This window comes from Curtobacterium sp. 1310, from assembly GCF_017834105.1.
In the GTDB taxonomy this organism is placed as follows: Bacteria; Actinomycetota; Actinomycetes; order Actinomycetales; family Microbacteriaceae; genus Curtobacterium.
The window spans coordinates 152,853-170,168 of record NZ_JAFICY010000004.1 but is presented as its reverse complement, the minus strand read 5'-3'; the positions used below and the strand labels follow the sequence as shown (position 1 = coordinate 170,168).

The 17,316-nt window shown below is 73.0% G+C and carries 17 protein-coding genes; 3 read left to right on the top strand and 14 right to left on the bottom strand.

The genetic code is table 11. The annotated features are described in order from the left end of the window. Positions 1-4: 4 nt before the first annotated feature. From JOD95_RS11580 to JOD95_RS11570, 3 genes are read right to left on the bottom strand one after another with little or no spacing between them, the layout of a single operon-like run. A complete protein-coding gene (locus tag JOD95_RS11580; protein ID WP_066655254.1) occupies positions 5-1,375 on the bottom strand; it encodes an FAD-dependent oxidoreductase in 1,371 nt (456 codons plus the stop codon). A 57-nt stretch (positions 1,376-1,432) separates the two neighbouring features. Next, positions 1,433-2,509, bottom strand: a complete 1,077-nt coding sequence (locus JOD95_RS11575; RefSeq protein ID WP_066655261.1) for a polyprenyl synthetase family protein — start codon at positions 2,507-2,509, stop codon at positions 1,433-1,435. 32 nt (positions 2,510-2,541) lie between these two features. Beyond that, positions 2,542-3,333, bottom strand: coding sequence for a demethylmenaquinone methyltransferase (locus JOD95_RS11570; RefSeq protein WP_066655267.1), 792 nt, complete (start codon positions 3,331-3,333; stop codon positions 2,542-2,544). An 84-nt stretch (positions 3,334-3,417) separates the two neighbouring features. Between JOD95_RS11570 and JOD95_RS11565 the strand changes: the two genes are divergently transcribed. After that, on the top strand, positions 3,418-4,677 hold the full coding sequence (locus tag JOD95_RS11565) for an isochorismate synthase MenF (protein WP_066655269.1): 1,260 nt from the start codon (positions 3,418-3,420) through the stop codon (positions 4,675-4,677). 44 nt (positions 4,678-4,721) lie between these two features. Here JOD95_RS11565 and menD read toward each other — a convergent pair whose 3' ends face one another. Together menD and JOD95_RS11555 are read right to left on the bottom strand one after the other, a co-directional pair. Beyond that, positions 4,722-6,509: a 2-succinyl-5-enolpyruvyl-6-hydroxy-3-cyclohexene-1-carboxylic-acid synthase gene (gene menD / locus JOD95_RS11560; protein ID WP_209685046.1), complete on the bottom strand. Its 1,788-nt coding sequence runs from the start codon at positions 6,507-6,509 to the stop codon at positions 4,722-4,724. Continuing rightward, positions 6,457-6,834: a PLDc N-terminal domain-containing protein gene (locus JOD95_RS11555; RefSeq protein ID WP_066655273.1), complete on the bottom strand. Its 378-nt coding sequence runs from the start codon at positions 6,832-6,834 to the stop codon at positions 6,457-6,459. The genes menD and JOD95_RS11555 overlap by 53 nt, the downstream gene beginning before the upstream one ends. A gap of 78 nt (positions 6,835-6,912) precedes the next feature. Here JOD95_RS11555 and JOD95_RS11550 point away from each other — a divergent pair, with 78 nt between their 5' ends. Next, positions 6,913-7,254 carry a DUF4229 domain-containing protein gene (locus JOD95_RS11550; RefSeq protein ID WP_066655275.1) on the top strand — a complete coding sequence of 114 codons (342 nt, stop codon included), beginning with the start codon at positions 6,913-6,915 and terminating at the stop codon, positions 7,252-7,254. A gap of 82 nt (positions 7,255-7,336) precedes the next feature. Here JOD95_RS11550 and JOD95_RS11545 read toward each other — a convergent pair whose 3' ends face one another. The 4 genes from JOD95_RS11545 to JOD95_RS11530 all read right to left on the bottom strand — a co-directional run bounded on the left by JOD95_RS11545 (position 7,337) and on the right by JOD95_RS11530 (position 11,111). After that, positions 7,337-8,332 (bottom strand): 1,4-dihydroxy-2-naphthoate polyprenyltransferase, encoded by a 996-nt coding sequence (locus JOD95_RS11545; protein WP_251154610.1) that lies wholly within the window; start codon positions 8,330-8,332, stop codon positions 7,337-7,339. 24 nt (positions 8,333-8,356) lie between these two features. Beyond that, positions 8,357-9,508, bottom strand: coding sequence for an AMP-binding protein (locus JOD95_RS11540; protein ID WP_307810428.1), 1,152 nt, complete (start codon positions 9,506-9,508; stop codon positions 8,357-8,359). 16 nt (positions 9,509-9,524) lie between these two features. After that, positions 9,525-10,454, bottom strand: coding sequence for a 1,4-dihydroxy-2-naphthoyl-CoA synthase (locus JOD95_RS11535; RefSeq protein WP_066655279.1), 930 nt, complete (start codon positions 10,452-10,454; stop codon positions 9,525-9,527). Between the two features lie 72 nt (positions 10,455-10,526). Next, positions 10,527-11,111 carry a hypothetical protein gene (locus JOD95_RS11530; protein WP_209685044.1) on the bottom strand — a complete coding sequence of 195 codons (585 nt, stop codon included), beginning with the start codon at positions 11,109-11,111 and terminating at the stop codon, positions 10,527-10,529. Positions 11,112-11,309: 198 nt separating this feature from the next. Here JOD95_RS11530 and JOD95_RS11525 point away from each other — a divergent pair, with 198 nt between their 5' ends. Next, positions 11,310-12,290: an o-succinylbenzoate synthase gene (locus JOD95_RS11525; protein WP_307810427.1), complete on the top strand. Its 981-nt coding sequence runs from the start codon at positions 11,310-11,312 to the stop codon at positions 12,288-12,290. A gap of 252 nt (positions 12,291-12,542) precedes the next feature. Here JOD95_RS11525 and ccsB read toward each other — a convergent pair whose 3' ends face one another. The 5 genes from ccsB to JOD95_RS11500 all read right to left on the bottom strand — a co-directional run bounded on the left by ccsB (position 12,543) and on the right by JOD95_RS11500 (position 17,245). Continuing rightward, positions 12,543-13,523 carry a c-type cytochrome biogenesis protein CcsB gene (gene ccsB, locus JOD95_RS11520; RefSeq protein WP_209685265.1) on the bottom strand — a complete coding sequence of 327 codons (981 nt, stop codon included), beginning with the start codon at positions 13,521-13,523 and terminating at the stop codon, positions 12,543-12,545. An 8-nt stretch (positions 13,524-13,531) separates the two neighbouring features. Beyond that, positions 13,532-15,160: a cytochrome c biogenesis protein ResB gene (locus JOD95_RS11515; RefSeq protein WP_209685264.1), complete on the bottom strand. Its 1,629-nt coding sequence runs from the start codon at positions 15,158-15,160 to the stop codon at positions 13,532-13,534. Positions 15,161-15,233: 73 nt separating this feature from the next. Then, positions 15,234-15,932: a cytochrome c biogenesis CcdA family protein gene (locus JOD95_RS11510; protein WP_209685262.1), complete on the bottom strand. Its 699-nt coding sequence runs from the start codon at positions 15,930-15,932 to the stop codon at positions 15,234-15,236. 45 nt (positions 15,933-15,977) lie between these two features. Beyond that, a complete protein-coding gene (locus JOD95_RS11505; protein ID WP_066655286.1) occupies positions 15,978-16,589 on the bottom strand; it encodes a TlpA disulfide reductase family protein in 612 nt (203 codons plus the stop codon). Further along, positions 16,589-17,245 carry a histidine phosphatase family protein gene (locus tag JOD95_RS11500; protein WP_066655287.1) on the bottom strand — a complete coding sequence of 219 codons (657 nt, stop codon included), beginning with the start codon at positions 17,243-17,245 and terminating at the stop codon, positions 16,589-16,591. The genes JOD95_RS11505 and JOD95_RS11500 overlap by 1 nt, the downstream gene beginning before the upstream one ends. Positions 17,246-17,316 lie beyond the last annotated feature (71 nt).

Genomic DNA, 17,316 nt, shown 5'->3' with positions numbered 1-17,316 from the left:
GCGGTCAGCTCGTGGGCGAGGGCGTGCGTCGGAGCGAGACGTCGACCATCTCGTCGCGCGGGACGACCTTGATGCGCTCGCGACCCTCCGCGGCGCCCAGGGCCTGCTCGTGCTCGTCGAGGGCGTGCCAGCCGTCGAGGTCGGTGTAGTCCACGCCGCGCTCGCGGAGCAGTGCCGGGACCGCCTCGGGCGACGGGTCGGCCGGCGTCCACCACGAGGCCTGGTCGTTGACGATGTGCTGGACGGTCTCCATCGCGTCGGACTTGGTGTGCCCGATCAGGCCGACCGGGCCTCGCTTGATCCACCCGGTCGCGTAGACGCCCGGGAGCGGCGAGCCGTCCTCGTCGAGCACCTGGCCCTCGCGGTTCGGGATGACGCCGGTCTTCTCGTCGAAGGGCACACCGGGCAGCGGGGAGCCGAAGTAGCCCACCGCTCGGTACACGGCCTGCACGGGGAGCTCGCGGACCTCGCCGGTGCCCTCGACGCCGCCCTCGCCGTTCGGCCGGGTGCGCTCGTACCGCAGTGCCGTGACGTGGCCGTCCTCGCCGACGATCTCGACGGGCTTCGCCCAGAAGTGCAGGTGGAGCCGGCGACTGGCCTGCCCGACCTCACGCGTGCGCCACTGCTCCAGGACACGGTTCATCACCATGACCTGCTTGTTGGTCTGGATCGCGGTGAGCGATGCCTCGTCGTGGTCGAAGTCCTCGTCGTACACGACCATGTCGACGTCGCGGAGCTCACCGAGCTCGCGGAGCTCCAGCGGCGTGAACTTCACCTGCGCCGGACCGCGTCGTCCGAACACGTGCACGTCGGTGACCGGGCTCGCCTGCAGCCCCTCGTACACGTTCGCCGGGATCTCGGTGGGCAGCAGGTCGTCGGCGTGCTTCGCGAGGATGCGGGACACGTCGAGCGCGACGTTGCCGTTGCCGATCACCGCGACGCTCGACGCCGTGAGCGGCCACGTGCGCGGCACGTCCGGGTGCCCGTCGAACCAGCTGACGAAGTCCGCGGCACCGTGGGAGCCGTCGAGGTCGACCCCGGGGACGTCGAGCTCGGCGTCCTTGATCGCGCCGGTCGAGAACAGCACGGCGTTGTAGTGCTGCTTGAGGTCGTCGAGGGTGATGTCCTCCCCGAAGCGCACGTTGCCGAAGAGTCGGACGACTCCGCGGTCGAGGACGTCCCGCAGGGCGTTGACGATGCCCTTGATGCGCGGGTGGTCCGGTGCGACGCCGTAGCGGACCAGGCCGTAGGGCGCGGGGAGCTGCTCGAAGAGGTCGATCGACACGTCGGTGCCGTGCGCCTCGCGCAGCAGGATGTCCGCGGCGTAGATGCCGGCGGGACCGGCGCCGACGATGGCGATTCGCAGGGTGGGCACTGATGTCTCCAGTTCGTTCGGGCGGGTGCTCCCGATGGGCCTCGGTGGGCCCTCGTGTCAGCGGCTGCGTTCGACGACGGACTCGGCGAAGCGGGTCAGCGCGCGCTTCACGGTGCCGTCGGGCAGCGGTTCCAGGGCCTCGACCGCCTCCTCCGCCCAACGGACGGCGACGGCGCGGGTGGCGGTGGTGGCTTCGTGCTCGCGCAGCGCGGCGACGGCCGACCGGTACGGCGCGGAGTCCACGGCGTCGTCGGGGGCGTCCTTCACGTCGTGCTCGATCCGGGCGAGCAGGTCGGCCGCGCCGTCGTCGGCGGCGGCCAGGCGACGCAGCTGCAGCAGCGGCAGGGTGTCCACGCCGGCGCGCAGGTCGTTGCCGGCGATCTTGCCGGTGCGGTCCTTCGCCGGGGCGAGGTCGATGACGTCGTCGACGAGCTGGAAGGCGACGCCGACCTTCTCGCCGAAGGTCCCGACGGCGTGCAGGTAGGCGCGGTCGGCTCCGGAGAACATCACGCCGGCGCGGGCCGCCGTGGCGATCAGCGAGCCCGTCTTGTCGCTGAGCACCTGGATGTAGTGCTCGACCGGGTCGTCCCCGGGCTGCGGGCCCGTCGTCTCGTGCAGCTGCCCCATGCAGAGGCGCTGGAAGGTCTCCGCCTGCATCCGGATGCCCTCGGTCCCGAGGTCGGCGGTGATCAGGCTGGCACGTGCGAAGAGCAGGTCGCCGGTCAGGATCGCGACGTTGTTGCCGTAGGTCACGTGCGCCGCCGGGACCCCCCGGCGGACCGGGGCCTCGTCCATGACGTCGTCGTGGTACAGCGACGCCAGGTGGGTGGTCTCGATGCTCACCGCGGCCTTGACCACCGCGTCGGTCACCCCGTTGCCCAGCTGCGCGATGAGCAGCGTCAGCGTCGGCCGGATGCGCTTGCCGCCCGCCGAGAGCAGGTAGCGGCTCGTGGTGTCCGCCAGGGTGTCGGTCGAGCGCATGGCCTCCTCGAGGCCCTGCTCGACGAGCTCGAGCCCGTCGTCGACCGCGCTGATGAAGCGGCGCTCGGACGGGGTCGCGAACAACCGCTCGCCGATGCCCAGCGAGGCGCGGAGGCTCGGTGCGCGGCGTGCGACCGGGACGCTCGGGTTCAAGTGCTGCTCCGTGTTCGGGGTCGGGTGACCGGTCAGGCGTCGCCGGGTTCGACGCTCGGCTGCTCGCCGGTGTGCTGGTGCTCGCGACGGGCCTTCGCCCGGCGGGCGACGGACTCGCGGACCGTGCCCGCGACGGGCTTGCGGCCGCGGTGCAGCGCCACGATGCCCGCGGTCAGGTTGCGGTGGGCGACCATCGTGAAGCCGACGCCGCGCAGCCACTGGCTGAGGACCTGCTGGTCGGGCCACGCCTCGATCGACTCGGCCAGGTAGCGGTAGGCCGCCGGGTTGCTGCTCGACAGCCGCGCGATGCCCGGGAGCACGCGCTTGAGGTACGCGCCGTAGCCGAAGCGCAGGAGCGCCACGGGCGGCGTGGAGAACTCGCAGATGACCAGTCGGCCCCCGGGCTTGAGCACCCGGAGCATCTCGGTGATCGCCTGCATCGGGTCGTTGACGTTGCGCAGGCCGAAGGAGATCGTCACCGCGTCGAACGAGTCGTCGTCGAACGGCAGGTGCTCTGCGTCACCCTCGACGAACGTGATCTCCGGGTGCCGCTCGCGCCCGACCGCGATCATGCCCGCCGACAGGTCGAGCGCCGTGACGTCGGCGCCCTTCTTCGCGAACGCCGCTGCGCTCGTGCCCGTCCCGGCCGCGATGTCGAGCACCCGCTCGCCCGGCTGGGGGTCGACCGCACGGACCGTCGCGACGCGCCACAGCGGGGCGTTGCCCGCCGAGAGGATGTCGTTCGTGAGGTCGTACTTCGCGGCGACGTCGTCGAACATGGCCGCCACCTCGTCCGGCCGCTTGCTCAGGTCCGCTCTGCTCACCGCACCATCCTAGAGGTCGCGGCCCCGGGCTGCCCGGACGCCCGGCCGGGGTCCGGCGGGTCGCCGCACGCGTACGATCGGTCCGTGACCCGAACCACCACGGCGGCCCCCTCGCTCACGGTCTCGACCCGGATCCTCGACGACCCGGGGGACGTCCTGCGCCACACCCTGCGGGACGCGCCGCTGGCGTTCGTCCGGAGCGGTGACGGCATCGTCGGGATCGGCGAAGCGCTCCGGTTCACGTTCTCCGGAGCCGACCGCATGCGGCAGGCGTCGGCGGTGTGGCGTGACCTGGTGCAGGGCGCCACGGTGGACGACCCCGTGCAGCTGCGCGGCACCGGGCTGGTCGCGTTCGGGTCCTTCGCGTTCGCCGACGACTCCGCCGAGCAGAGCGTGCTCGTCGTGCCGCGCGTGGTGATCGGCAAGCGCCGCGGCAAGGCCTGGCTCACCGCCGTCGACACGACACCGGACCCGCAGCCCCTCGCGTTCTCGCGGACCTCGGTGCCGGTGCCGGCCGTCGGCGGGCACGTCTCGGTCGCCTTCGGCCCCGGCCGGGTCGACGAGGACGCCTACGCCGCGTCCGTCGCGGACGCCGTCCGTCGGATCACCGCAGGCGAGGCCGAGAAGGTCGTCCTGGCGCGCGACCTGGTCGGCACGCTGCCCGCCGGTGCCGACCGACGGGCGGTCCTGCTCGACCTGGCGGCGGCCTACCCGCAGTGCGTCACCTTCGCCGTCGACGGACTCGTCGGAGCGACCCCGGAGACCCTCGCCCGGACCGACGGCACGGAGCTCTCGGCGCGGGTGCTCGCCGGGAGCGCCGCGCGCGGCGACGACCCGGTGTCCGACCGGGCCGCGGCCGAGGCCCTCGCGTCGAGCGCGAAGGACGTCGAGGAGCACGGCTTCGCGATCACCAGCCTGCTGCAGGCGCTCCGGACCGTCGCCACCGACGTCCGCGCGGACCCCGAGCCGTTCCGGCTCCAGCTGCCGAACCTGTGGCACCTGGCCACCGACGTCCGCGCGACCCTGCCGGTCGGCACCACCTCGCTCGACGTCGCCGACGCCCTGCACCCGACCGCGGCCGTGGCGGGCACCCCCACCGACGTCGCCGTCCGACTGGTCGCCGAGCTCGAGGGCGTCGACCGCGGTCGCTACGCGGGGCCGGTCGGCTGGCTCGGCGCGAACGGCGACGGCGAGTGGATGCTCGCGCTGCGCAGCGCCCGGATCGACGACGACGGGACCGTGCGCGCGTGGGCCGGCGCGGGGATCGTCGCGGGGTCGGACCCGGCGCGCGAGGTCGCCGAGACCGCCCTGAAGTTCCGTCCGATCCGCGACGCGCTCGCCTGACCCCCGACCCCTGACCCCTGGCCTTCGGTCCCTGGCCCCCGTGGTCAGTCGGTCAGCGGCACCTCGACCACCAGGCGCTGGGCCGGATCGGTGAGTGCACCCTCGAGGTCGCCCCACGTCCCGGCCCGTCGGTAGGACCAGCCGAGACCGGTCACGACACGCTCGACGTCGACGTGCTGCGGCGTCGTCATCATGCGGCGCATGTCCTGCTCCGGGGTGGTCGCGGCGACCTCCAGCCCGCGGAAGATCGCACCGCCACCGTCGTTGCCGACGACGACCTGGACGCGGTGCGTCGGCTCCTCGGTCCCGGTGACGAACGCCCCGAGGTCGTGCAGGAAGGTCAGGTCGCCGACGAGCACCCGCGTGGTGCCGACGGAGTCGGGCGTCCGTTCGAGCGCGGCCGCGATGCCGAGTGCGGTCGAGACCGTGCCGTCGATGCCGGCGAGACCGCGGTTGGCGTGCACCCGGACCTTCTTGCCCGGGACGTGCGCGTCGGCGACACGGATGAGCTGCGAGGCACCGAGGACGAGCCGGTCGTGCGGCCAGGTGGCGCCCCAGACGGCGTCGACCAGCATGGTGCGGTCGACGGGCCTGCGACGCAGGGCGACCTCGTTGCGCAGGTACCGGTTGCGCTCGGCGCGGTCCCCCGAGCGCTTCGCGTCGAGGTCCGGACCGGCGTCACCGTCCCCGAGGAGCGCGCGACTGGTCGTCACCCACCGCCCGACCCACGCGCGGTGGTCCGGGGTGGTGCGGCCCGTCACGCGCACGTCGGACACGAAGGTGGTCGCGGCGTCCGGCCGGGAGGCACGGGCCGGGTCGAACGGGTCGGCCCCGGGTCCGCGGACCACGATCGTCTCGACGTCGGCCCGCTGCAGCAGGGCCGGGACCTCGCGACTGAGCGTCGGGTGTCCGAGGACGACGGCTCGACGGACCGCTCCGCCGAGCTCGGGGTCGCGCAGCAGCTCGCGGTAGGCGACGACCAGGTTGCGCCCGAACCGCGCGCCGCTCGACACCTCGGCCAGCAGCGGCGCACCGAGCTCCCAGGCGATCCGTTCGGCGTCCTCGCCGGCGTCGTGTCCGGCGATGACGACCGTCGCGGGTGCGTCGTCCGGCGCGAGTTCGACGACCGGCAGTCCGGCGTGCACCCGACGACGGGCGTGGTCGGTGTCGACCTCGTCGCGGGGCACGGCGGCGACGTCCTCGGCACGCAGCCCGGCGGAGAGCGGTTCGCGGAACGCGACGTTCAGCTGGACGGGACCGGGCTGCCCGGTGTGCCCGGCGGCGACGGCGACGGCCTCCCGGGCGAGCGTCCGGACGGCGTCCGCGTCGACAGCGCCGTCCGCGGTGGGCGCCTGCACGTCGCGCACGAAGGACACGGCAGGGCCGAACATGCCCGGCTGGACCGTGGTCTGGTTGCTGCCGATGCCCCGCAGCTCGTCCGGCCGGTCGGCGGAGAGGACGACCATCGGCACGCCGGAGTGGTGCGCCTCGAGCACGGCCGGGTGCAGGTTGGCGACGGCGGTGCCCGAGGTCGTGACGACCGCGGCCGGACGGCCGGACTCGACGGCGAGCCCGAGGGCGAAGAACCCGGCGGTCCGCTCGTCGAGCCGGACGTGCACCGTCGTGCCGCCCGCGCGCTCGAGCGCGACCGCCGCGAGGGCGAGCGCCTGCGACCGGGAGCCCGGGCTGACGACGACGTCGGTCACCCCGGCACGGGCGAGTTCCCGCAGGAGTGCCAGGGCGAAGTCGGTGGCAGCGCTGCCGGACCCCGCGGACCCGTCAGCGATCGGCGGGGCGGTCGTCGTCTCGTTCGTCGCGGTCGCGTCGTTCATCGCGGAACTGGTCCTCGAGGTCTCGGAGGGTTTCGTCGTCCTGGTCCGTTCCGGTGCGGAGTGTCCCGGGGCCGCGCGGGCCGCCGAGGAAGTCGGGGTCGTCTTCGGGTCCACGGTACCGGGGCGCCGGCCCCGGGGTGGCGGGCGCCCGGCCGAGCACGAACCACAGCAGGCCACCGAGCACCGGGAGGACGAGCACGAGGAGGATCCACCACCCACGCCGCAGGGAGCGGATGCGCTGCCGCGGCATGGTCGCGCAGTCGATGACCGCGTAGACCGTGAAGGCCACGGCGGCGACGGCGATGATCAACCACAGACGGACCATGCGACGACTCTAGGCAGCGCGCCTGGGACCGGGCTGCCCGTCAGCCGGTGCACGAACGACGCCACGTAGGATCATCGGGTGAAAGCGTGGCTCGTCTACACCCTTGCCCGACTCGGCATCTTCGCCGCGGCGCTGGCGGTCCTGTTCGTCATCGGCCTGCGGTGGTACTGGGCGGCGATCGGCGCCGCGCTGATCGGCCTGCTCGTGTCGTACATCGCGCTGCCCGGGCTCCGCGGTCGGGTGACCTCGGACATCGCCGCTCGCCGGGGTCGACCGGAGCGGGACGCCGACTCGGACTTCGAGGACGACTTCGTCGACGCCGCCGACACCGACGCGGCCGACACCGGTGCGCCCGCCGCCGACCGAGCGGTCTCGGACGCCGACCGGCACCGCGCGCGTCGCGAGCACGACGAGGACTAGTCCCGGTCCTCGTCGTTCGGGCGGGCGTTCGAGCGACCGAGGTCGAGCGGCGGCTCGACCTCGGTCCCCGCGTCCGACGCTGCTACGGCAGGAGGACCAGGGTCAGGCCGAGCACCACGCCGTAGGCGAGCGACGCGAACGACGACAGCTGCAGCGCCGTGATGAGCTCGCGGGGCTTGCGGGACGAGACGCCGATCGCGAGCGCGGGGAGCGCGAGCAGGAGCGAGAAGTACGCGAAGCCGGTGCGGAAGTACAGCAGCACGAACCAGAGCAGCACCACGTACGGCAGCATCAGGAACAGGCCGAACAGGACCCGTGCGACGGGGCGGCCGACGACGACGGCGAGCGTGCGCTTGCCGGCCTGTCGGTCCTCGTCCACGTCGCGGATGTTGTTGACCATGAGCACGGCGCAGGCGAAGAACCCGGCGGCGACCGCAGCCGCCCAGCCGCTCGTGGTGACCGCCTGGATCTGCACGTACTGGGTGCCGAGCACGGCGACCAACCCGAAGAACACGAAGACGAAGACCTCGCCGAGGGCGTTGTAGCCGTAGGGCTTCTTCCCGCCCGTGTAGTACCAGGCCGCGACGATCGCCGCCGCCCCGACGAGGAGCAGCCACCACGTGCCGGTGAGCAGCACGATCACCAGTCCGGCGACCGCCGCCAGTCCGAAGAACGTGAGCGCGACCGTGAGCACGGTGCGCGGCTTCGCCAGCCCCGCACCCGTGAGCCGGGCCGGGCCGACGCGGAACTCGTCGGTGCCCCGGACGCCGTCCGAGTAGTCGTTGCTGTAGTTCACGCCGATCTGCAGGAACAGCGCGACCGCGAGCGCGAGCAGGGCGACCGTCAGGTGGTGGTCGCGGCCGAGGTACGAACCGAAGTCGCCCGGTTCACCGGAGTCGACGAACGCGACGCCGGTGCCGAGCACGACCGGCACGACACCGAGCGTGAGGGTCCGGAGCCGGGCGCCGCCGATCCAGTCGCTCGCGGTCGCCCGCTGCTTCGTGCGCTGCGGTGCCGCGGCCTTCGCCGGGTTGCCGCTGCGGCCCTTGACCGGGGTCCTGTTCTTCGTACGTGCCACGGCCGACCATCGTATCCGTGACCGCTAGGGGGTCGGTGCGCCCCCGCGGTCCGCGAGTGCCCGGACGGCCCGGCGGTCGGGCTTGCCGGACGCGAGCATCGGCACCGCGTCGACGACCAGGACCTCCGCGGGACGGGCCGCACGGCCCAGGGTCTCCGCGACGTGGGCACGGACCTCGTCGAGGTCGAGCGGACGTTCCGTGACGACGACGGGCACCTCGCCCCACTCCCCGGACGCGCGCCGCGTGACGACCGCGGCGTCCTGGCCCGCGAGCTCGCGCACGCGCCGTTCCACCGCCCCGAGCGGGACCTTCTCGCCACCGGACACGATGACGTCGTCGAGCCGCCCGAGCACCCGCAGCCGTCCGTCGTCGTCGGCGGTCGCAGCGTCGCCGGTCCGGTACCAGCGGTGGCCGTCGCGCTCGGCGAAGGTCCGGGCCGTGCGCTCGGGGTCGTCGAGGTACCCCTCGGCGAGCATCGGGCCGGCCAGTTCGAGGGCGCCGTCGACGAGTTCCGCGCGGACCGTCCCGAACGGCGTGCCGTCGTACACGCAGCCACCGCTCGTCTCGCTCGCGCCGTACGTCGTGACGACCCGGACACCGGCGTCGAGGGCACGCTGCCGGAGCGGTGCGGGCGTGGCCTGGCCCCCGACGAGCACGGCGGCGAAGCGGGTCGCGGCGGCGGTGGCGCGGGGGTCGTCGAGCACGCGGGCGAGCTGCACCGGGACGAGCGAGGTGTAGCGCCGCGGCGCCTCGGGACCGACGTCGAGCCGGTCCACCGCGTCGGCGAACGCCCGGCCGTCGAAGTGTCCCGGCGGGACGACGACGGGCGTCGTGCCCGCCGTGACCGATCGGGTCAGCACGTTGAGCCCGGCGATGTAGTGCGTCGGCAGCGCGAGCAGCCACCGGCCGGGCCCGCCGAGCGTCGCGTCGGCGGACGCGGCGCCCGCGAGCAGCGCCTCCGACGACAGTGCCACGCGCTTGCCGGTCCCGGTGGAACCGCTCGTCTCGACCACCAGGGCGACCCGGCGGGCGACGTGCGACGGCGGGCGCGTGGGCAGCGCCGGGCCGTCCTCGGCGACGGGGAGCAGCGCGGGTCCGCCGGCGAGGGCAGCCTCCAGGCCGCGCAGCACCGCCGACGGGTCGGACGCGCCGACGGCGACCAGCGCGCGGTTCACCGGTGGGCCCGCGGGGTCAGTAGTGCCACGGGAAGGACGTCCACTCCGGCGGGCGCTTCTCGAGGAAGGCATCGCGGCCCTCGACCGCCTCGTCGGAGGCGTAGGCGAGGCGCGTCGCCTCGCCCGCGAAGACCTGCTGGCCGACCATGCCGTCGTCCACGGCGTTGAACGCGTACTTGAGCATGCGGATGGCTGTCGGGGACTTGCCGAGGATCGTCTCGCCCCACCGGATCGCCTCGCGTTCGAGGTCCTCGTGCCGGACCACCCTGTTCACCGCGCCCATCTCGTACGCGCGCTGCGCCGAGTACTCCTCCGCGAGGAAGAAGACCTCGCGCGCGAGCTTCTGGCCGATCTGGCGGGCGTAGTAGGCGCTGCCGTACCCGCCGTCGAAGGACCCCACGTCGGCGTCGGTCTGCTTGAACCGGCCGTGCTCCGCGCTCGCGATCGTCAGGTCCGCGACGGCGTGCAGCGAGTGCCCGCCGCCGGCGGCCCACCCGGGCACGACGGCGATGACGACCTTCGGCATCATGCGGATGAGGCGCTGGACCTCGAGGATGTGGAGCCGCCCCATCGACGCCTGGGCGGCAGCGGGGTCGACGCCCTCCGGCGGGGCGCCCTCGTCGCCGACGTACTGGTAGCCGCTGCGGCCGCGGATGCGCTGGTCACCGCCGGAGCAGAAGGCCCAGCCCCCGTCCTTCGGGCTCGGGCCGTTGCCCGTGAGCAGGACGACACCGACGCGGGGGTCCTGTCGCGCGTCGTCGAGGGCGCGGTACAGCTCGTCGACGGTGCGGGGGCGGAAGGCGTTGCGGACCTCGGGCCGGTCGAACGCGACGCGGACGATGCCCTGCGAGACGTGCTTGTGGTACGTGATGTCGGTGAAGTGCTCAGCGACCGGAGCGGCGGTCCAGACGTCGGGGTCGAACAGGTCGGAGACGGGAGCAGCCATGTGCCCACCGTATCGCCGGCGGCCGGCGCCGGCCCGCGCCCGAGGCGGGCCGTGGAGCCGTCCCGTCCCGCGCTAGGTGCCCGAGAGGGCCTCGGGCACGAGGACGACGAGCAGCACGATGAGGATGACCGGGTTCGCGAAGAAGGCGAGCACGACCCCGATCGCGCCGTACCAACGGCCGAACGACCCGACCGCGGCGATGAAACCGAGCACCGCAGCGATGAGGGTGAGGAAGACCACCACGAAGCAGATGCCGAACGCGAAGGTGGTGTCGCCGCCCATGAAGACCGCGAACGCACTCGCGTCGACCGCGGCGGAGACGACGGCGAGCCCGAGGGCGATCTTGCCGACGATCGGGTTCCGACGCCGCCGGGCGGACCGTTCGAGGGCCCGGGCGTCGACGGTGTTCCGCTGCATCAGCCGCTCGAAGTCGCCGGTGTCACCGGACCGGCTCCCGGCGCTCGCTGTCGGCCGTGTCGTCCCGGGGGCGGCGGCACGCTGCGGCGCCGTCGGTCGCGCGGCACCGGAGCGCTGCACTGCCGAGCGCTGGGCTGCGGCACGTTGGGCCGCCGCGCGCTGGGCCGCGGTCGGCTGCGCGGCCGCACGCTGCGCTGCTGCGCGCTGCGCGGCTGCGCGCTGCTGCGGATCCGACGCCACCGGCCCTCCCTCTCCTCGGTCCCCTCACGGACGCGCCACGGTGGTCCGTGACGACGCCGGCGCTGGGCCGACCGGTGCATGCTAGTGCCCGGCCCTGGCGGTCGGCTCCGAGGAACCGGCGGGAGCGCTGGACGCGCGACCAGCCCCTGCCGCCCACCGCGTCCGGGCACCGCACCTGCCCGTGCGCGAGGATGGGGTGTGCTCCCCGACCTCGCCGACCTGACCGCCGACGCCCACGTCGTCGCACTCCCGATGCGCGTCCGCTTCCGCGGCATCACCGTCCGCGAGGCCCTGGTGCTCCGCGGACCCACCGGGTGGACCGAGTTCTCGCCCTTCGTCGAGTACGACGACCGGGAGGCGACCGCGTGGCTCCGGAGCACGGTCGACTTCGGGTGGACCGAGCACGACCCCGCCGCCGACGCCGTGCCCGTCAACGCCACGGTGCCCGCCGTCGGACCGGACGCGGTCGCCGACCTCCTGGCCCGCTACCCCGGCTGCACGACCGCGAAGGTCAAGGTCGCCGAGCCCGGCACGAGCACCGACGACGACGTCGCCCGCGTCGCCGAGGTCCGTCGGGTGATGGGGCCGGAAGCGGCCGTCCGGGTGGACGCCAACGGGCTCTGGTCCGTCGACCAGGCCGTCGAGGCCCTCGAACGACTCGCGCCGTACGGACTCCAGTACGCCGAACAGCCGTGCCGGTCGGTGCCGGAACTCGCCGAGCTCCGACGCCGGATCGCGGGACTCGACGTGCCCGTGGCCGCGGACGAGAGCGTGCGCCGGGCCTCGGACCCGCTCGCCGTCGCCCGTGCGGGGGCGGCGGACGTGCTCGTCGTGAAGGCCCAGCCCCTCGGCGGGGTCACCGCGGCACGGGCGATCGTGGCCGAGGCGGGGCTGCCGTGCGTCGTGTCGAGTGCGCTCGACACGTCCGTGGGGCTCGGGACCGGGGCGTTCCTCGCGGCGGCGGCGATGAGCCCCGGCTACGCCGCCGGGCTCGGGACGGCGGCCATGTTCGAGACGGACGTCACCGACACGCCACTGCTGCCGGTCGACGGTCGGGTGCCGGTCCGCCGTGCGGAGGTGTCGCGGGAGCTGCTGGAGCGGAACGCGGCATCGCCGGAGCGGACGGCGTGGTGGCTCGCGCGGCTGGAGCGCGTCCACGCCCTGCTCGCCGCCGCGTAGACCGGGCTGCCGCGGGCGACGACGAGGGAGCAACCGACCGAACGGTGTCCGGGCGGCGACGAGCGCGCAGGACGTGCCGCTCACGTCCGCCGGACGGGCGAGACTCGTCGGCCTCGACCCCGAGCGTGACAGATCGTGCGCATTCACGCGAGGCAGGAACGCCCGGACACGACGGACGGGAGGCGCGGTGCCCGATGGCACCGCGCCTCCCGTCCGTCCCGGGGCCGCCGCCGCAGCGACGCCCGGTCGGCCTCACAGGCCGGAGTAGCTGTGCAAGCCCTTGAAGAAGACGTTGACGACCGAGAAGTTGAACATCACCGCGGCGAACCCGATGAGCGCCAGCCACGACGACCGCGCACCGCGCCACCCGCGGGTCGCACGCGCGTGGATGTACCCGGCGTAGACCACCCAGATGATGAAGGTCCAGACCTCCTTGGTGTCCCACCCCCAGTACCGGCCCCAGGCGCGCTCGGCCCAGACCGCACCCGCGATGAGCGTGAAGGTCCACAGCACGAAGCCGACGAGCAGCACGCGGTAGGTCAGGACCTCGAGCCGTTCGGCGTCGGGGAGCGTCTCCATGAAGCGGAGCTGCTTCGACGCGGGACGACCCTGGCGGTACGTCTGCACGAGCTGCGCCACGGCGAGCCCGGCGCCGAGGGCGAAGAAGCCCGTCCCGGCGATCGCGACGAAGACGTGGATGACCAACCAGTACGACTGCAGCGCGGGCTGGAGCGGCACGACGGGCACCCAGTAGTTCACGGTCGCGATGCCGAGCAGGATGATCGTCAGACCGGTGATGAACACACCGAGGAACTTCAGGTTCTGCCAGAGCTGCACGAGCAGGAAGATCAGCGTGATGAGCGCCGTGCCCGTGAGCGAGAACTCGAACATGTTGCCCCACGGGACACGGTCGGCCGCGATGCCGCGCAGGACCGTGGCACCGACGTGCAGCACGAGCGCGAGGATCGTCATCGCCATGCCGACCCGCTCGAACTTCGTCCCGCCGCCGCCGGGGCGACCCCGGTCGGCCTCGACCTTCTCGAGCACGACCGTCCCGCCCTGCACCGTCGCGACGGTGCGCGCGGCGGGCGCTGCCGGCGCAGCAGCCGAGGCGGACGCCACCTGACCCGACCGCTTCGCCATGTCGAGCGCGAACGAGATGAACGCGATGACGTAGACCGCCATCGCGGAGTACGTCAGGACGACCGAGTAGGTCGCGAGGTTGGTCGTCATGTCCGGGTTCACGCAGGGATCCTAACTCCGAGGTCCGACAGGTGCCTCTTGGCGATGTCGTCGACGGCGCGCTCGAGGTTGGGGTCCTCGCCGCGCGCCAGACCGGCGTACTCGAGGTCGTACTCGCCGTGCTCGGCTCCCCGGCGCGGGACCGCCTTCACCCACACGCGGCGGCGGGGCACGAACAGCGAGGTGAGCAGGCCGAGCACCGCGAGCACCGCGAACCCGGCGACGAACGCCTGCGAGGGGTCGTGGTGCACGTCGAGCGAGACGTAGCGCTTCACGCCGTCGAAGGTGATCGAGCCGGTACCGTCCGGCAGGGTCTTCGTCTGACCGGGCTTCAGCTCGATGCTCGGGGTCGTCGACTGCCGCCCGGCGATCTGCTCGAGACCGCTGGTGTCGAGCGAGTACACGCTCTGCGGGACGCCGCTGTCGAGACCGAGGTCGCCGCGGTACACCTGCAGGGTCAGGAGCGGGTTCTGCGCGTCCGGGTAGGCACTGGCGAACGCGCCGGTCGACAGCTTCGACGCCGTCGGGTAGAAGAACCCGACGAGCCCGAGCTGCGACGGCGAGGCGTCGGGCACCTTGATGACGCCGGTGGACGTGTAGTTCGCGTCCTCGGGCAGGAACGGCACGACGTCCTGGAACGCCACGTTCCCCTTGCCGTCGCGGATCGTGACCTGCATCGCGTAGCCGTTGCCGAGCAGGTAGACGTTCGTGCCACCGACCGACAGCGGGTCGTTCACGCCGATGCGACCGGTCTTCGGCTCCTGGCCCTTCTCGCGGCTCGTCACCGTCGCCGAGTAGTCCAGTGCCTGGCCGAGGGCGTCGAGGTTCTTCTCCTCGTACGTCGTGGTGAACTTGTCGAGCGTCAGGTTGTAGCCCTGCAGGTCGGTCTGCCGGAACCAGCGGCCGGGGTTGAACGAGTCGTAGGAGCCGAGGACGTTCGAGAACGTCTGCCCCTCGACCAGGAGTCGCTGCCCGGTGTAGCTGAAGCCACCGCCGAGGCCGACCGCCACGAGCACGCCGACGAGCGCCGCGTGGAAGACGAGGTTGCCGGTCTCGCGCAGGTACCCGCGCTCCGCGCTCACGGAGTCGCCGAACCGCTCGACCCGGTAGCCGGACCGCTTGAGCAGTGCCGCCGCGCGCGTCACGGCATCGTCGACGGACGGGAGGCTCGTGGTCGCGTCCGCCTCGACCGGGACGGACCGGTAGCCGGCGAGTCGGCCGAGACGCACCGGCGTCCTCGGCGGTCGCGTCCGGAGCGCCTGCCAGTGGTGCTTCGTGCGCGGGACGATGCACCCGATGAGCGAGACGAACAGCAGCAGGTAGATCGCCGAGAACCACACCGAGGTGTAGGTGTCGAAGACCTGCAGTGCGTCGAGCACGGGGAAGAGCTGCGGGTGGTCCGCCTTGTACTGCACGACGCCGTTCGGGTCGGCGGTGCGCTGCGGCACGAGGGATCCCGGGATCGCCGCGAGCGCCAGGAGCATGAGCAGGAAGAGCGCCGTGCGCATGCTCGTCAGCTGCCGCCAGAAGAAGCGGACGTAGCCGACGAACCCGAGCTTCGGCTGCGTCGGGCCGTCGTCCGCTCCGGGGGCCGGTGCGGCACTGTCGACGTGGTCGGACGGCCGCATCGGGTCGGCGCCCGCGGACACGTCGTCCGCGGACCCCGGTCCGCTACCCGACCGCTCGGGGGTGGTGTCGCGCTCAGACCGCGGGGACAAAGCTCTGGATCACCGCCCCGAGGCTCGACATGACGGCCGACCAGATGCCGGTGACCATGAGCAGACCGATGACGATCAGGATCGCTCCTCCGATGATGTTGACGGTGCGCATGTGACGCTTCACGATGCGGATCGCGCCGGTCGCCCACCCGGCGCCGAGCGCGACGAGGACGAACGGGATGCCGAGCCCGAGGCAGTACGCGACGCCGAGCCACATGCCCTGCCACGCGCTGCCGGACTGCACGCTGAGCAGGTTGATCGCTGCGAGCGTCGGCCCGAGGCACGGGGTCCAGCCGAGGCCGAACACGATGCCGAGCAGCGGTGCCCCGACCAGGCCCGTCGCGGGGGTCCACGACGGCTTGATCGTGCGCTGCAGGAAGGTGAAGCGACCGATGAACACCAGGCCCATCGCGATCACGACGACACCGAGGACCTGCGTGATGAGGTCACGCCACCGGACGAGCCAGAACCCGAGCGCACCGAAGACCGTCGTGTAGGCGACGAACACCGCGGTGAACCCGAGCACGAAGAGCACGACGCCGAGCACGACCCGACCGCGGCGCTGCCCACCCTCGGCGATCCCGCCGACGTACCCGAGGTAGCCCGGTACGAGCGGGAGCACGCACGGGGAGAGGAACGACACGAGCCCGGCCAGTGCTGCCACGGGCAACGCGACCAGCATCTGGCCGCTCAGGATCGCGTCCGCGAAGGGGTTGCCGGGCACGGGTCAGGACGCCTTGCCGTCGAGCTCGTCGCTGACCAGGGTCTGCAGGATGCTCTTGCCGTCGATCGCGCCGAGGACGCGGGCGGCGACGCGGCCCTGCTTGTCGAGGACGATCGTGGCGGGCACGGCGTTCGGAGCGATCTGCCCGGACAGCGCGAGCTGCACGGTACCGTCGCGGGCGTCGAGGACGGTCGGGTAGTCGACGCCGAAGGTGCGCTCGAACGCCGCCGCCGTGCCCTCCTCGTCACGCACGTTGACGCCCACGAAGACCACGTCGTCGTCGGCGTACTGGTCGTGCACCTGGTTGAGGTACTTCGCCTCGGCCCGGCACGGCGGGCAGCCGGCGTACCAGAAGTTGAGCACGACGACCTTGCCGCGGAGCTCCTCCGCCGACACGGTGTCGCCGTCGGTGTCCTTCGTCGTGAAGTCGACCGGGGCGCTCCGCTCGTCCGTCGCGACCTCGGTCACCGCACCGGTGCCGGAGATGTAGTTCTGGGTGGTGCCGCTGCCGTACTGGCGGGACAGGTCGTCGTTCGACGACGAGCACCCGGCGAGCGCCAGGGCTGCGATCACCGCCGAGGCCGCGACGGCGGCGATCCGGCTGCGTGCGGACATCAGACTGCTCCTTCGTCGACCGCGGACGCACGCAGGGACTGCGCGGGGTCCGCGTACCCGACCTCGGTGAAGCGACCGGACGAGGTGGCGGGCACACGCTCGAGGGTCGTGATGCTGGACAGGTCGCACCGACGCTTGCGCGGGTCGTGCCAGAGCGGCTCCCCCGCGAGCTTGCGGTGCACGGTCCAGATGGGGAGCTGGTGGCTGACGAGGACGACGTCGCCGCCGTCGACGCTCTCCCAGGCGGAGGCGACCGCGGCGAGCATGCGGTTCGCGATGGACTCGTAGGCCTCGCCCCAGCTCGGCCGGAACGGGTTCGCGATCCAGGGCCACTCCGCAGGGCGTCCGATGGAGCGCTTCGTGAAGCCGGGGCGCTGGCCCTCGTAGCGGTTCGTGGGCTCGATCAGGCGCTCGTCGAGCGAGACCTCGAGCCCGTAGGCGGCGGCCCAGGGCGCCGCGGACTCCTGCGTGCGCTGCAAGGGCGACGCGACGATCCGTCGGACGTCGACCCCGGCGTCGTGCCAGGCGGTCGCCGACGCACCGGCCATCCGGGCGCCGAGTTCGCTGAGCCCGAAGCCGGGCAACCGGCCGTAGAGCACGCGCCCCGGGTTGTGGACCTCGCCGTGCCGGACGAGGTGGATCCGTGTCGCGGGCATGGGTTCCAGTCTAGGTCGCTCCACCGTCATCACCCGCCCCACAGCGGATTCACCGGATGTGCGACCGTTCA

Excerpts from the sequence above, each read along its gene's own strand:
- menD (WP_209685046.1), bottom strand. The coding sequence starts at position 6,509 with ATGAACGACGCGACCGCGACGAACGAGACGACGACCGCCCCGCCGATC.
- JOD95_RS11555 (WP_066655273.1), bottom strand. The coding sequence starts at position 6,834 with ATGGTCCGTCTGTGGTTGATCATCGCCGTCGCCGCCGTGGCCTTCACG.
- JOD95_RS11535 (WP_066655279.1), bottom strand. The coding sequence starts at position 10,454 with ATGGCTGCTCCCGTCTCCGACCTGTTCGACCCCGACGTCTGGACCGCC.
- ccsB (WP_209685265.1), bottom strand. The coding sequence starts at position 13,523 with ATGACGACCAACCTCGCGACCTACTCGGTCGTCCTGACGTACTCCGCG.
- JOD95_RS11515 (WP_209685264.1), bottom strand. The coding sequence starts at position 15,160 with ATGCGGCCGTCCGACCACGTCGACAGTGCCGCACCGGCCCCCGGAGCG.
- JOD95_RS11510 (WP_209685262.1), bottom strand. The coding sequence starts at position 15,932 with ATGCTGGTCGCGTTGCCCGTGGCAGCACTGGCCGGGCTCGTGTCGTTC.
- JOD95_RS11505 (WP_066655286.1), bottom strand. The coding sequence starts at position 16,589 with ATGTCCGCACGCAGCCGGATCGCCGCCGTCGCGGCCTCGGCGGTGATC.
- JOD95_RS11500 (WP_066655287.1), bottom strand. The coding sequence starts at position 17,245 with ATGCCCGCGACACGGATCCACCTCGTCCGGCACGGCGAGGTCCACAAC.